This window comes from Mesorhizobium sp. M0028 (assembly GCF_040323855.1).
Classification (GTDB): domain Bacteria; phylum Pseudomonadota; class Alphaproteobacteria; order Rhizobiales; family Rhizobiaceae; genus Mesorhizobium.
Map to the genome: position 1 here is coordinate 1 of NZ_JAMYVG010000009.1, position 13,027 is coordinate 13,027.

Annotated in this window: 13 protein-coding genes; 9 read left to right on the forward strand and 4 right to left on the reverse strand. The window is 64.3% G+C overall.

The features are described 5' to 3' along the window. The first annotated feature begins 374 nt into the window (after positions 1-374). The gene (locus NKJ93_RS18005) at positions 375-1,364 is read left to right on the forward strand and encodes a BMP family lipoprotein (RefSeq protein WP_352484655.1); all 990 of its coding nucleotides are present in this window, start codon (positions 375-377) and stop codon (positions 1,362-1,364) included. Positions 1,365-1,431: 67 nt separating this feature from the next. Here the strand turns inward: NKJ93_RS18005 and NKJ93_RS18010 are convergent, their stop codons facing one another. Continuing rightward, on the reverse strand, positions 1,432-1,641 hold the full coding sequence (locus tag NKJ93_RS18010; RefSeq protein ID WP_031194007.1) for a SlyX family protein: 210 nt from the start codon (positions 1,639-1,641) through the stop codon (positions 1,432-1,434). A 181-nt stretch (positions 1,642-1,822) separates the two neighbouring features. Between NKJ93_RS18010 and NKJ93_RS18015 the strand changes: the two genes are divergently transcribed. The 6 genes from NKJ93_RS18015 to deoA are packed head-to-tail and all read left to right on the forward strand — an operon-like array spanning position 1,823 to position 7,994. After that, positions 1,823-3,355 carry an ABC transporter ATP-binding protein gene (locus NKJ93_RS18015; RefSeq protein ID WP_352590508.1) on the forward strand — a complete coding sequence of 511 codons (1,533 nt, stop codon included), beginning with the start codon at positions 1,823-1,825 and terminating at the stop codon, positions 3,353-3,355. After that, positions 3,352-4,491 (forward strand): ABC transporter permease, encoded by a 1,140-nt coding sequence (locus tag NKJ93_RS18020; RefSeq protein ID WP_352484653.1) that lies wholly within the window; start codon positions 3,352-3,354, stop codon positions 4,489-4,491. The genes NKJ93_RS18015 and NKJ93_RS18020 overlap by 4 nt, the downstream gene beginning before the upstream one ends. Position 4,492: 1 nt before the next feature. Next, positions 4,493-5,464 carry an ABC transporter permease gene (locus NKJ93_RS18025; RefSeq protein ID WP_352484652.1) on the forward strand — a complete coding sequence of 324 codons (972 nt, stop codon included), beginning with the start codon at positions 4,493-4,495 and terminating at the stop codon, positions 5,462-5,464. A 6-nt stretch (positions 5,465-5,470) separates the two neighbouring features. Further along, complete coding sequence (gene cdd, locus NKJ93_RS18030; protein ID WP_023719008.1) at positions 5,471-5,863, forward strand: cytidine deaminase; 393 nt, start codon at positions 5,471-5,473, stop codon at positions 5,861-5,863. Beyond that, entirely contained in the window at positions 5,860-6,678 is an 819-nt protein-coding gene (locus NKJ93_RS18035; protein WP_023719009.1) for a purine-nucleoside phosphorylase, read from the forward strand. The genes cdd and NKJ93_RS18035 overlap by 4 nt, the downstream gene beginning before the upstream one ends. After that, the gene (deoA, locus tag NKJ93_RS18040) at positions 6,678-7,994 is read left to right on the forward strand and encodes a thymidine phosphorylase (protein ID WP_352590511.1); all 1,317 of its coding nucleotides are present in this window, start codon (positions 6,678-6,680) and stop codon (positions 7,992-7,994) included. The genes NKJ93_RS18035 and deoA overlap by 1 nt, the downstream gene beginning before the upstream one ends. Before the next feature lie 3 nt (positions 7,995-7,997). Here deoA and NKJ93_RS18045 read toward each other — a convergent pair whose 3' ends face one another. From NKJ93_RS18045 to NKJ93_RS18055, 3 genes are all read right to left on the reverse strand, one after another. After that, positions 7,998-8,558, reverse strand: coding sequence for a TIGR02281 family clan AA aspartic protease (locus tag NKJ93_RS18045; protein ID WP_352590514.1), 561 nt, complete (start codon positions 8,556-8,558; stop codon positions 7,998-8,000). 100 nt (positions 8,559-8,658) lie between these two features. Then, positions 8,659-9,288 carry a uracil phosphoribosyltransferase gene (upp, locus tag NKJ93_RS18050; RefSeq protein WP_023675320.1) on the reverse strand — a complete coding sequence of 210 codons (630 nt, stop codon included), beginning with the start codon at positions 9,286-9,288 and terminating at the stop codon, positions 8,659-8,661. A gap of 136 nt (positions 9,289-9,424) precedes the next feature. Beyond that, positions 9,425-10,399, reverse strand: coding sequence for an adenosine deaminase (locus NKJ93_RS18055; RefSeq protein ID WP_352484651.1), 975 nt, complete (start codon positions 10,397-10,399; stop codon positions 9,425-9,427). Positions 10,400-10,567: 168 nt separating this feature from the next. Here NKJ93_RS18055 and ubiE point away from each other — a divergent pair, with 168 nt between their 5' ends. Both ubiE and ubiB read left to right on the forward strand, forming a co-directional pair. Next, positions 10,568-11,344: a bifunctional demethylmenaquinone methyltransferase/2-methoxy-6-polyprenyl-1,4-benzoquinol methylase UbiE gene (gene ubiE / locus NKJ93_RS18060; protein WP_352484649.1), complete on the forward strand. Its 777-nt coding sequence runs from the start codon at positions 10,568-10,570 to the stop codon at positions 11,342-11,344. 70 nt (positions 11,345-11,414) lie between these two features. Then, complete coding sequence (ubiB, locus tag NKJ93_RS18065; RefSeq protein WP_352494675.1) at positions 11,415-12,989, forward strand: 2-polyprenylphenol 6-hydroxylase; 1,575 nt, start codon at positions 11,415-11,417, stop codon at positions 12,987-12,989. Positions 12,990-13,027: the final 38 nt, after the last annotated feature.

Consider the following 13,027-nt stretch of genomic DNA (forward strand, 5'->3'; position numbering starts at 1 on the left):
CGCCACGCCCATCAACAGGATGACCACGAAAGCCGGCGCGCCATTCGCCGCGACGCCGATGGCGGCGGGGGGGAAGCCCCCCCGCCCGCTCGCCCCGGAGCCCGCGCGTGCCGAGCCGCGGCGCCGCGCCCCCCCCCCCCCCCCCGCCCGCCTTTTTTTTCCCCCCCCCCACTCTATTTTTTGGGGGGGGGGCGGGCCGGGCCCCCCCAACGCTTTTCCAACAGGTCAAAATTCCACGTGAATTTTGTTTCGGGCCGTGCCAGATTGGCCCGAAGCGGGAGGAAGACACTCCTGCCTGACGCCGAATGCCTGCCGGAGAACCGGGCCGGCATGCGGTGCATAATGGACAAATAACCGACAGGGGTGTGGATCACATGAAACGTATCGTTCTCGGCCTTATGGCCGCAGCTGCAATGGTTCTTCCGGCCTTCGCCGCGGACATTCAACCCGCGATCCTCTACGATCTCGGCGGCAAGTTCGACAAGTCGTTCAACGAGGCGTCCTTCAACGGCGCCGAAAAGTTCAAGACCGAGACCGGCATCCCCTATGTGGAATTCGAGGTCAGCAACGCCACCCAGCGCGAGCAGGCGCTGCGCCGCTTCGCCGAGGATGGCCGCAATCCGATCGTCATGGCGGGCTTCTCCTGGTCGGATGCGCTTGACAAGATTGCCACGGAATTCCCCGAGACCAAATTCGCCATCATCGACATGGTCGTCGACAAGCCCAATGTCCGCTCCCTCGTCTACAAAGAGCAGGAAGGCTCCTATCTCGTCGGCGTGATGGCGGCGATGGCTTCGAAGTCGAAGAAGGTCGGCTTTATCGGCGGCATGGATATTCCGCTGATCCGCAGATTCGGCTGCGGCTTTGTCGGCGGCGCCAAAGCGGCCGGCGCCACCGACGTCATCCAGAACATGACCGGCGATACGCCCGCAGCCTGGAACGATCCCGCCAAGGGCGGCGAGATCGCCAAGACGCAGATCGACCAGGGCGCCGACGTGATCTATGCTGCGGCTGGCGGCACCGGTGTCGGTGTGCTGCAGGCGGCGGCCGACGCGGGCAAGCTCGGCATCGGTGTCGATTCCAACCAGAACGGCTTGCAGCCCGGCAAGGTGCTGACCTCCATGGTCAAGCGTGTCGACGTTGCCGTCTACAACACCTTCATGGATGCCAAGGACGGCAAGTTCACGGCCGGCATCAATGATCTCGGCCTCAAGGAAGGCGGCGTCGACTACGCCATGGACGACAACAACAAGGCGCTTGTCGACGATGCGATGAAGGCAGCGGTCGAAAAGGCCAAGGCCGACATCATCGCCGGCACCATCAAGGTGCACGACTACATGTCGGACAATGCCTGCCCGTATTGATCGACAGACATTGCTGAGCTGACGAGCCGTCGGGTGAAAGCCCGGCGGTTTTGCATTGTCAGGCCGCTCACCAGTGCGGCGGCTTGGTCACCGGCACGTCGGGTGCGGCCTGTTCCTCCAGCGCCAGGAAGCGCTCGGCCAGCGCGTCGAGCTTGCGCTGCATGCGCTCGATCACCTTCCACTGCTCGGCGATCTGGCCGGACAGTTCCTCGATGGTCTTCTCCTGCTCGGCGGCGCGGATTTCCAGCGTCGTCAGCCGGTCGTCGGGCATGGTCATTTGAATTCCTCGATCAGGCGATTGTGCAGGGTGCGGCCACGTTGGAAATTGACAAGCATGACGGGATTTGTCGAGAGTGAACCGTGCTCCGGCCAATTGGCACAGACCCAATTGGCACAGACTGGGCGTCATGCTAGGCGTTTGACCAAGCGGTAAAAAAATAACAGTGGGAACAGGCTGCATGGCGCAAGCCGCAATCGAGCTGATCGGCATCGACAAGAGCTTTGGCGCCGTGCGCGCCAACCGCGACATCAATCTGGAAATTACGCGCGGCACCATCCATGGCATCGTCGGCGAAAACGGCGCCGGCAAGTCGACGCTGATGTCGATCCTTTACGGCTTCTACCAGGCCGACAGCGGCGAAATCCGTGTCGGCGGCCAGCCGGCATCGATCAAGACACCGAACGATGCGATCGCGCTCGGCATCGGCATGGTGCATCAGCACTTCATGCTGGTCGACAATTTCTCGGTGCTGGAAAATGTCGTTCTCGGCGCCGAAAGCGATGCGCTGCTGAAGAAAAGCATCGCCAAGGCGCGTTCCGAGCTGGAGCGGCTCGAGCGCGAATACGGGCTCGAAGTCGATCCGGACGCCATCATCGAGGAGTTGCCAGTCGGCCTGCAGCAACGCGTCGAAATCCTCAAGGCGCTCTATCGCGGCGCCGAGATCCTGATCCTCGACGAGCCGACGGGGGTGCTCACGCCGGCCGAGGCCGACCACCTGTTCCGTATCCTCAGGCAGCTGAAGGAGCAGGGCAAGACGATCGTGCTGATCACCCACAAGCTGCGCGAGATCATGGCGATCACCGACACGGTCTCGGTGATGCGCCAGGGCACCATGGTGGCGACACGCGAAACCAGGAAGACCACGGTCGAGGAGCTGGCCGAGCTGATGGTCGGCCGGCGCGTGCTGCTGCGCGTCGAGAAAGGCGAGGCGAAGGCCGGCGGCGTCAAGCTCGCGGTCAAGAACCTGACGGTCAAGGATTCCCGCGGCGTCACCATGGTCGACGACGTCTCCTTCGATATCCATGCCGGCGAGATCGTCGGCATTGCCGGCGTCGCCGGCAACGGACAATCCGAACTGCTCGAGGCGATTTCCGGCATCAGGCGCGCCGTTTCGGGTTCGGTCACGTTGGACGGCAAGCCGATCGACCTCACCGGCGCCGCCGATCCCGGTGAACTGCGCGAGCGCGGCCTTGCCCATGTGCCGGAGGACCGCCATCATGTCGGCCTGGTGCTGGCCTTCGAGGAGAACGAGAATTCGATCCTCGGCTACCAGGACGACGAGCGCTATCTGAAGGGGCCGTTTCTCGACATCGACGCCATCCGTAACGATGCCAGGGACAAGATCGTCAAATACGACATCCGACCGGCGGACTGCCGCCTCAAGACCGCCAATTTCTCCGGCGGCAACCAGCAGAAGATCGTGCTGGCGCGGGAAATGGAGCAGGATCCCGGCGTGCTGATCGTCGGCCAGCCGACGCGCGGCGTCGATGTCGGCGCCATCGAATTCATCCACAAGCGCCTAATCGCGATGCGCGACCAGGGCAAGGCGGTGCTGGTGGTTTCGGTCGAGCTCGACGAGATCCGCTCGCTTTCCGACCGCATTCTGGTGATGTTTGCCGGCCGCATCGTCGGCGAGCGCGGCCCCGACGCGACCGAGGGCGAACTCGGCCTGCTGATGGCCGGCGTCGAGCACCGGGAGGCCGCGGAATGAGCACTCCCTATGCCAAGCTGCCGGCCTGGGCCGATTATGTGCTGATCCCGCTGATCAATCTGTTCGTCGCCTTCGTCGTTGCCGGTTTCGTCGTCATATTGGTCGGCGAGAACCCGCTGCGTGCTGCGGTCATCCTGGTCGAGGGTGCCTTCGGTCGCGGCCAAGGCATCGCGTTCACGCTTTTCTATGCCACCACCTTCATCTTCAGCGGGCTGTCGGTGGCGGTTGCGGCGCATTGCGGCCTGTTCAACATCGGTGGCGAGGGCCAGGGCTATATCGCCGGTCTCGGTATCGGCATCGTTTGCCTGGCCTTCGACAGCGTGCTGCCTTGGTGGCTGACCTTCCCGATCGCCATTATCGCCGCCGCGGCGATGGGCGCGCTGTGGGCGCTGATCCCGGCCTATCTGCAGGCCAAGCGCGGCTCGCACATCGTCATCACCACCATCATGTTCAATTTCATCGCCGCCAGCGTCATGGTCTATGCGCTGGTGGGCATGCTGAAGCCGCCCGGCTCGATGGCGCCGCAGACGCGCACCTTCCTCGAAGGCGCACAATTGCCGAAGCTCAACTGGATCATCGAATTGTTCGGCGCCAAAATCCGTTCGGCGCCGTTCAACGTCAGCTCGCTGCTGGCGCTGGCCATGGCCTTTCTGGTGTGGGTCCTGATCTGGCGCACCAAGCTCGGCTACGAGATGCGTACCTACGGCCACAGCCCGAAAGCGGCGCGCTATGCCGGGATTTCGGAAATCCGCATCATCATCATTGCGATGATGATCTCGGGCGCGCTGGCCGGCATGATGGCGCTCAACCCGACGATGGGCGACCAGCACAATGTCGCGCTCGAATTCGTTTCGGGCGCCGGTTTCGTCGGCATCGCGGTGGCGCTGATGGGGCGACTGCACCCGGTCGGCATCGTGCTTGCCGCAATCCTGTTCGGCATGCTCTACCAGGGCGGCGCCGAGCTCGCCTTCGAGATGCCGGCGATCAGCCGCGACATGATCGTCATCATCCAGGGCCTGGTCATCCTGTTCGCCGGCGCGCTCGAGCATATGTTCCGGCCCTATGTCCAGGCGCTGTTCGCCTCGCTCAGCCCGAGATCGGTCGGCATGGAAGCGGTCAAGGGGAAGGGCGCCTGAGATGGATTTCTTCAACGCCATCGTACAGGTCCTGGACTCGACCATCCGTCTGTCGGTCCCCTTGCTGCTCGCCTGCCTCGCCGGCCTCTATTCAGAGCGGGCCGGCGTCTTCGACATCGGGCTCGAAGGCAAGATGCTGGTTGGGGCCTTCGCCGGTGCCGCCGCCGCCTCGGTCTTCCACTCGGCCTATCTCGGCCTCGGCATGGCCATCCTCATTTCGGTCGCCTTCGCGCTGATCCATGGCTTTGCCTCGATCACCCACCGCGGCAACCAGATCGTTTCCGGTGTCGCGATCAATTTCATTGCCGCCGGATCGACGATCATGCTCGGCCAGGCCTGGTTCCAGCAAGGCGGGCGCACGCCGGCGCTGGCCGCCGGCGAGCGCTTCGAGACAATCATCTGGCCGGGCGCGGATGCGCTCAGGAGCATGCCGATCCTCGGGCCGATCTATTCGGAACTCATCTCCGGCCACTCAGTGCTGGTCTATCTCGCCTTCCTGGCCGTGCCGTTCACCTGGTGGGTGCTGTTCCGCACCCGCTTCGGCTTGCGCCTGCGCGCCGTCGGCGAGAACCCGGCCGCGGTCGATACCGCCGGCATATCGGTCGCCTGGCTGCGCTATCGGGCGCTGATCTGCACCGGCGTGCTCACCGGCATTGCAGGTGCCTACCTGTCGATGGTGCAGAATGGCGGCTTCGTGAAGGACATGACCGCCGGCAAGGGCTACATCGCGCTGGCCGCGCTGATCTTCGCCAAATGGAAACCGGTCAACGCCATGTTCGCCTGCCTGCTGTTCGGCTTCCTCGACGCGGCGTCGATCCGCCTGCAAGGCACGCCGCTGCCGCTGATCGGCAAGGTGCCGGTGCAATTCATGCAGGCGCTGCCCTATGTGCTGACCGTCATCCTGCTTGCAGGCTTCATCGGCAAGGCAATCCCTCCGCGTGCCGGCGGCGTGCCTTATGTCAAGGAACGCTGATTTATCATGGCTCGTGATCTGTTCGAAGCGGCGAAAGCCGCCATGGCCAAGGCCTATGCGCCCTATTCGAAATTTCCGGTCGGCGCGGCGTTGCGCACCGAGGACGGCCGTGTCTTCACCGGCGCCAATGTCGAGATCGCGTCCTATCCGGAGGGCTGGTGCGCCGAAACCACCGCGCTCGGCCACTACATCATGGGTGGCGGCGGCAAGATTACGGAAATCGCCGTGATCGCCGAACGCGTGGCAAAATGCTCGCCCTGCGGCGGCTGCCGGCAGCGGCTGGCTGAATTCTGCCGGCCGGAAACGAAGTTCTATCTCTGCGATGATAGCGGCGTGGTCGAGACCGTGACCATGGGCGAGTTGCTGCCATACGGCTTCCAGGGCGATGTGTTGAAATGAAGGAAGCACTCGATCACCTCGTCGAAAGGCTGGACGGGCTGGCGCCGACCACTGCGCTGGTGCTGGGATCGGGGCTTGGCGGGCTTGTCGACAAGGTCGAGGATGCGGTGCGCATTTCCTATGCCGACTTGCAGGGCTTCCCCAGAAGCGGCGTCAGCGGCCATGCCGGCGAGGTGGTGGCGGGGCTCTTTGCCGGCACGCCGGTGCTGATGCTGTCCGGTCGCGCACACTATTACGAGCACGGCAACGCGGCGGCGATGCGGCCTGCACTCGAGGTGCTCGCCGGCCTCGGCATCTCCAGGCTGATCCTCACCAACGCCGCCGGTTCGGTCGATCCCGGGATGGGCCCGGGCTCGGTGATGCTGATCACCGACCACATCAATTTCTCAGGCTCCAACCCGCTGATCGGCGAGCCGAGCGACCGCCGCTTCGTCGGCCTGACCGAAGCATACGACGCCGGTCTCCGCTCCGCCATCGAGCAAGCCGCGAAGGCCACCGGTACCAGGCTGCACAAGGGCGTCTACATGTGGTTCTCCGGCCCATGCTTCGAGACGCCGGCCGAGATCCGCATGGCTCGCATCATGGGCGCCAACGCGGTCGGCATGTCGACGGTGCCGGAGGTCATTCTCGCCCGCTTCCTCGGGCTGCGCGTCGCAGCCTGTTCGGTCGTCACCAACCTTGCCGCCGGCATGACCGGAGCCGAGCTGTCGCACCAGGAGACCAAGGACATGGCGCCGGTCGGCGGCGCGCGGCTGGCGACCATTCTGCAGCGTGTTTTTCAGGACGGGCTTCCGGAGCACAGGGTAGACGCCTGATGCTTCCCCAGGAAATCATCCGCCGCAAGCGCGACGGTCAAAAACTCTCGGCTGAGGAGATATCGGCTTTCATCGAGGGCCTGACCGCCCGCACCGTTACCGACGCGCAGGTCGGCGCCTTCGCCATGGCGGTGTTCTTCAACGGCATGAGCCGCGACGAGGTGGTGGCGCTGACTATGGCGATGCGCGATTCCGGCGATGTGCTCGACTGGTCGGATCTGCCCGGCCCGGTCACCGACAAGCATTCGACGGGCGGCGTCGGCGACAATGTCTCCTTGATGCTGGCACCGATCGTCGCTGCCTGCGGCGCCTATGTGCCGATGATTTCCGGCAGGGGCCTCGGCCATACCGGCGGCACGCTGGACAAGATGGATGCCATCCCCGGCTATATCAGCCAGCCGGATGTTGCGCGCTTCCGCAAGACCGTGCTCGAAACCGGCTGCGCCATCATCGGCCAGACCGCCGATCTCGCACCCGCCGACGCCAGGCTCTACGCCATCCGCGATGTGACGGGAACGGTGGAACCGGTGCCGCTGATCACCGCCTCTATCCTGTCGAAGAAGCTGGCGGCCGGCCTCAATTCGCTGGTGCTCGACGTCAAGGTCGGCAACGGCGCCTTCATGGAGAAATCGCGCGACGCAACCACGCTGGCCAACAGCCTGGTCGACGTCGCCAATGGCGCCGGCCTGAAAGCCTCGGCACTGGTGACCGGCATGAACGAGCCGCTGGCATCCGCCGCCGGCAATGCGGTCGAGGTGCGCAACGCCGTCGATTTTCTCACCGGCCGCTTTCGCGACCGGCGGCTGGAGGATGTGACGCTGGCGCTGGCCGCCGAGATGCTGCAATCGGCAGGCCTGGTGTCGTCCAACCAGGACGGCCTACGCCGCGCCGCCGAGACGCTGGCCGGCGGTCTTGCCGCTGCCATCTTCGCGCGCATGGTGGCGGCACTTGGCGGTCCCGCCGATTTCATCGAGAATCCGGAAAAATATCTGCCGAAAGCGGCAACGGAATTCGCCGTCAAGGCGAGCGCGAACGGCTTCGTCACCGGCATCGCAACCCGCGAGATCGGGCTTGCGGTGGTCGGGCTTGGCGGCGGGCGGACGCGGCCGGACGACAGGATCGATCACGCCGTCGGCATCACCAGGCTGCTGCCGGTCGGCGCTGAAGTGCGGACCGGCGAGGCGCTGGCGCTGGTCCATGCCCGCAATGCCGGGGATGCCGAGGCGGCCGCGGCCGCCGTGCTTTCGGCCTATACGATCGGGACTTCCAAACCGGCCGCGGAGAAAACCGTCATCCGGCGGATCCTGCCGCGCTGATAGTCACTGAACCAGCAGCAGCGTGCCGTCTTCGACCTGGTATTTTTCGAGCCGCTGCAGAAAGCTCATGCCGATCAGGTTGGTGTGCAGCGCCCTGTCGTCGAGCACGACGGCCTCGACGCCCTCAACGCTGATCCTGCCGATCTGCAGGCGGTCGATCGTCACCACGGCGGCCTTGATCGCACCATTGGCGGTGTTGACCTGATGGCTGAAATCCGTCGAATTGAGCGAGATGCCGATCCTGCGCGCAGTCGAGCTGTTGATGGCGACGAGCGTCGCACCGGTATCGATCATGCCGTCGATCTGGCGGCCGTTCAACTTGAAGACCGACACGAAATGGCCGCGCGCGTCCGCGGTGACGACGACCTTGCGGCCGAGCGGCTGCGGCGTTGCCGGCCTGTCCGGAACGGCGGCGAGGTTCAGGTCGGTTTGTGTGTCGGCCGGGTTGGCTCCGATGGCTGATTTCAACAGCCGCTCGATCGTCTGTGGATTCGACTGATAGACGATCGGCAGCGATGCCGACGTTCCGGCAAACACGCCAAGGATGAGGAGCTTGCGCAGCATGGACCGGCCTTTGTGGTTGCCGATCCTTAGTCCGACATGGTGTTTGCCGCTTTAACGAATGCGGAAACCAGCCGTTTGCGTAAACAATCGGTAAATGGATCTATTTGGTGCCGTACATGCGGTCGCCGGCATCACCGAGACCGGGCATGATGTAGCCCTTCTCGTTGAGTTGGCGGTCGATGGAAGCGGTGAAGACCGGAACATCGGGATGCGCCTGGGTAAACCGCTCGAGGCCCTCTGGTGCCGCCAACAGGCAGAGGAAGCGGATGTTGGTGGCACCGCGGCCTTTCAGCTTGTCGATCGCGGCGATCGCCGAATTGGCGGTCGCCAGCATCGGGTCGACGACGATCACCAGCCGGTCGGCGAGGTCGCCCGGCGCCTTGAAGAAATATTCGACCGCTTCCAGCGTCTCATGGTCGCGGTAGAGGCCGATATGGGCGACACGCGCCGCCGGCACCAGATCGAGCAGGCCTTCGAGCAAGCCGTTGCCGGCGCGCAGCACGGAGGCGAAGACGAGTTTCTTGCCCTCCAGCGTCGGCGCCTCCATCGTCTCGATCGGCGTCTCGATCGTCGTCGTGGTCAGTTCGAGGTTGCGGGTGACCTCATAGCCGAGCAGTAGCGAGATCTCGCGCAGCAGCCGCCGGAACCCGGCCGTCGAGGTTTCCTTCTTGCGCATGATGGTCAGCTTGTGCTGGACAAGCGGATGGTCGACGACGGTGACGCCCTTCATGGTGTTCTCCGAACTGCGCAGGTGAATAGTGAATGGTGTATGGTGAATAGTGAATAGTGAACTGGTTTGCGAGTCCTTGGTTGCGCGGAAAAACTCGCGGTTGACGGACCGAAGCGCCAGGCTCGCAATTCACCATTCACCTGCCCTTGGCGCCGAGCCTGCCCAGCAGCGCCGCCCTGGTCTTCCTGTCGACGAAAGCTGCCTCGATGGCCGTCCTGGTGACGGCGGTGAGCGCCTTGTCATCCATCGCAAAATGTTCGGCGGCGATGTCGTATTCGCGCTTCAGCGAGGTCCAGAAATAGGGTGGGTCGTCGGAGTTGAGCGTCACCTTGCAGCCCGCCGCCCTCAAAGCAGGAAAGGGATGGTTGGCGAAGCTGTCGAAGATTTTCAGGGCGATGTTGGAGCCGGGGCAGCATTCGAGCACGACGCCTTCGTCGGCGATGCGCCGCACGAGATCGGGGTTCTCGATGGCGCGCACGCCGTGGCCGATGCGAGAGGGGCGGATATGGTCGAGTGCCGCCTCGACGCTCTCCCAGCCCATCAATTCGCCTGCGTGCACGGTGATGCCGAGGCCGGCCTCGCGGGCGATCTCGAAGGCCCTGACATAATCTTCCAAATCGCCAATCCGCTCGTCGCCGGCGACGCCGAAGCCGGTGACCAGCGGATGCCCGCTGCGGGCGGCGAAACGCGCCGCCCGCTCGATCGATTCGACACCGAAATTGCGCACGCCGGTGACGATCATGCGGCCTTCGATGCCGGTCTTCGCCTTGGCGCGGGCCATGCCTTCGCCGAGCGCATCGGTATAGGCCTTCGGCGACAGCCCGGCCTTGCCGGCATGGTCGGGCGAGGTGAAAACCTCGGAATAGATGGCGCCGTCGCGGGCGAGGCTGGTCAGGTAGTGATCGGCCAGCCGCGCATAGTCTTCTTCGGTGCGGAACAGGTCGGAGGAGAAGTCGTAGGCGGCGAGGAAAGAGGTGAAATCGTGCCAGACGAAGGAGCCGTTCTGGATATAGGGCGAGGCATCCCTGCCGTATTTCTCGGCCTGGCGGAGGACGAGTTCAGGCGCCGCTGCCCCTTCGATGTGGCAGTGCAGTTCTGCTTTCAAAGGCATTCAATTATCCCGTCAGGCCTTTTTCTTATGACGCAGGTTCTGGTCGGAAAACCGTGCGACGCTTTTCCGGAACCTGCTTCGAAGCGCGGCCGAACACCGCGCCTTAAACAATAGCGCCCGCACCATCGATCGGCTATGGTCCCGCCGATTTTGTGGCGGATCAAAACGATGTCGGTTGAAAGAACCACGGCTGCGGGCGGCATGGAAACGTCCTATGGTTTCAAGCGGGTAGGGCCAGGCGACAAGCAGCCCCTGGTCAATGATGTTTTCCACAAGGTGGCGAACCGGTACGACCTGATGAACGACCTGATGTCGGCCGGGTTGCATCGGTTGTGGAAGGACGCCATGGTCGCCTGGCTCAATCCACCGAAGCGGCCGGGCTGGCGCGTTCTCGACGTTGCCGGCGGCACCGGCGACGTCGCCTTCCGCATCGTCGAGGCGAGCGCCAGGCACGCCCATGCAACGGTTCTCGACATCAACGGTTCGATGCTCGCCGTCGGCCGCGACCGAGCCGAGAAAAAGGGCCTGTCGGCAAATACCGATTTCGTCGAGGCCAATGCCGAGGAACTGCCTTTTGCCGACGCTACTTTCGATGCCTACACCATTGCTTTCGGCATCCGCAACGTGCCGCGCATCGATGTGGCGCTTGCCGAAGCCTATCGCGCGCTGAAGCCTGGCGGGCGCTTTCTCTGCCTTGAATTTTCCGAGGTCGAGATGCCGCTGCTCGACAAGGTCTATGAGGCATGGTCGTTCAACGCCATCCCGCGGATCGGCAAGGCGGTGACCGGCGACGGCGAGCCCTACTCCTATCTGGTCGAATCGATCCGCAAATTTCCCAACCAGCAGAATTTCGCGGCGATGATCTCGCGCGCGGGCTTCGAGCGCGCCTCATTCCGCAACTATTCCGGCGGCATCGCCGCGCTTCATTCGGGCTGGAAGCTTTGAGGCTGGCCCGCATTTTCATAGCCCGACGTGCCTTTCGCCAGTTCAGGAAACCGGCAAGGCAAAGCCAGCCATGAGCAGCATAGGCGCTGGTTTCAGGCTCGTGCGGGCCGGCTGGGTGCTGGTCCGCGAGGGTGTCATCGCGGCGTTGCCCGGCGACGAACTCTTCGGCCTGCCGAAATTCGGCTGGCGCATGGCCCGGCTGTTCACCCGCCGCCGCGCGCTTGCCTACGAGCGCGGCGACCGGCTGGCCAAGGCGGTCGTGCGGCTCGGCCCATCCTACGTCAAGCTCGGCCAGTTCCTGGCGACGCGGCCGGACGTCGTCGGCAACGACATAGCGCTCGATCTCGCCATGCTGCAGGACAAGATGCAGACATTTCCGAAGGCCGAAGCCATAGCGGCAATAGAGGCCTCGCTCGGACGCAAGGTCGGCGAGCTCTATGCCAGTTTTGGCGAGGCCGTCGCCGCCGCCTCGATCGCCCAGGTCCATACCGCCGAAACCCTGCAGGACGGCGTCGTTACCCGGGTGGCGGTGAAGGTCATCCGGCCGGGCGTGCGCCGCCGCTTCTTTCGCGATCTCGAGAGCTATTTCCTCGCCGCCCGGCTGCAGGAAAAATACATCCCGTCGTCGCGCCGGCTGCGGCCGGTCGAGGTGACCGAGACGCTGGCCCAGACCACCAAGATCGAAATGGATTTGAGGCTGGAGGCGGCGGCTTTTTCGGAGCTCGCTGAAAACACCAAGGACGATCCCGGCTTTCGCGTGCCGTCGGTCGACTGGGAGCGCACCGGCCGCGATGTGCTGACCATGGAGTGGGTCGACGGCATCAAGATGAACGATATTGTCGGCCTGACCGCCGCCGGCCACGACCTGAAGGCGATCGCCGCCAACCTGGTCCAGTCGTTCCTGCGCCATACGCTGCGTGACGGTTTTTTCCACGCCGACATGCATCCGGGCAACCTGTTCGTCGAGGCCGACGGCACCATCGTCGCCGTCGACCTCGGCATTGCCGGCCGGCTCGGCAGGAAGGAGCGCCGGTTCCTCGCTGAAATCCTCTACGGCTTCATCACGCGCGATTATCAGCGCGTCGCCGAGGTCCATTTCGAGGCCGGCTACGTGCCGCGCCAGCACAATGTCGCGGCCTTCGCCCAGGCGATCCGGGCGATCGGTGAACCGATCCACGGCCAGCCTGCCGAGACAATCTCGATGGCCAAGCTGCTGACGCTTTTGTTCGAAGTGACCGACCTCTTCGACATGGCGACGCGGTCCGAGCTGGTGCTGCTGCAGAAGACCATGGTCGTCGTCGAAGGCGTCGCCCGCACGCTCGACCCGGCCTTCAACATGTGGAAGACGTCGGAGCCGGTGGTGAGCGGCTGGATTGCCCGCAACCTCGGCCCGCGCGCCCTGCTGGCCGATGCGCGCGACGGTGCCAGTGCGCTGCTGGCGCTGGCCCGCCAGGCGCCGGACCTCGCCGCACGCACCGAGCGGCTGTCGCGCGAGATCGACCTGATGGCCGAAAACGGCCTGCGTTTCGACGAAAGGACCGCGCGCGCGATCGGCAAGGCCGAGGCGCGCTACACCCGCTCCGGCCGGCTGGCGCTGTGGGTGATCGCTCTGACGCTGCTGTATATCGCCTGGAAGCTGCTCTAACGCCTTGTTGTCGCTTGATTGCATTGATATCATTGCTT

What these genes read in the sequence shown, in the direction of transcription:
- NKJ93_RS18005 (WP_352484655.1), top strand. Translation starts at nt 375, where the DNA reads ATGAAACGTATCGTTCTCGGCCTTATGGCCGCAGCTGCAATGGTTCTT.
- NKJ93_RS18010 (WP_031194007.1), bottom strand. Translation starts at nt 1,641, where the DNA reads ATGACCATGCCCGACGACCGGCTGACGACGCTGGAAATCCGCGCCGCC.
- NKJ93_RS18015 (WP_352590508.1), top strand. Translation starts at nt 1,823, where the DNA reads ATGGCGCAAGCCGCAATCGAGCTGATCGGCATCGACAAGAGCTTTGGC.
- NKJ93_RS18020 (WP_352484653.1), top strand. Translation starts at nt 3,352, where the DNA reads ATGAGCACTCCCTATGCCAAGCTGCCGGCCTGGGCCGATTATGTGCTG.
- NKJ93_RS18025 (WP_352484652.1), top strand. Translation starts at nt 4,493, where the DNA reads ATGGATTTCTTCAACGCCATCGTACAGGTCCTGGACTCGACCATCCGT.
- cdd (WP_023719008.1), top strand. Translation starts at nt 5,471, where the DNA reads ATGGCTCGTGATCTGTTCGAAGCGGCGAAAGCCGCCATGGCCAAGGCC.
- NKJ93_RS18035 (WP_023719009.1), top strand. Translation starts at nt 5,860, where the DNA reads ATGAAGGAAGCACTCGATCACCTCGTCGAAAGGCTGGACGGGCTGGCG.
- deoA (WP_352590511.1), top strand. Translation starts at nt 6,678, where the DNA reads ATGCTTCCCCAGGAAATCATCCGCCGCAAGCGCGACGGTCAAAAACTC.
- NKJ93_RS18045 (WP_352590514.1), bottom strand. Translation starts at nt 8,558, where the DNA reads ATGCTGCGCAAGCTCCTCATCCTTGGCGTGTTTGCCGGAACGTCGGCA.
- upp (WP_023675320.1), bottom strand. Translation starts at nt 9,288, where the DNA reads ATGAAGGGCGTCACCGTCGTCGACCATCCGCTTGTCCAGCACAAGCTG.
- NKJ93_RS18055 (WP_352484651.1), bottom strand. Translation starts at nt 10,399, where the DNA reads ATGCCTTTGAAAGCAGAACTGCACTGCCACATCGAAGGGGCAGCGGCG.
- ubiE (WP_352484649.1), top strand. Translation starts at nt 10,568, where the DNA reads ATGTCGGTTGAAAGAACCACGGCTGCGGGCGGCATGGAAACGTCCTAT.
- ubiB (WP_352494675.1), top strand. Translation starts at nt 11,415, where the DNA reads ATGAGCAGCATAGGCGCTGGTTTCAGGCTCGTGCGGGCCGGCTGGGTG.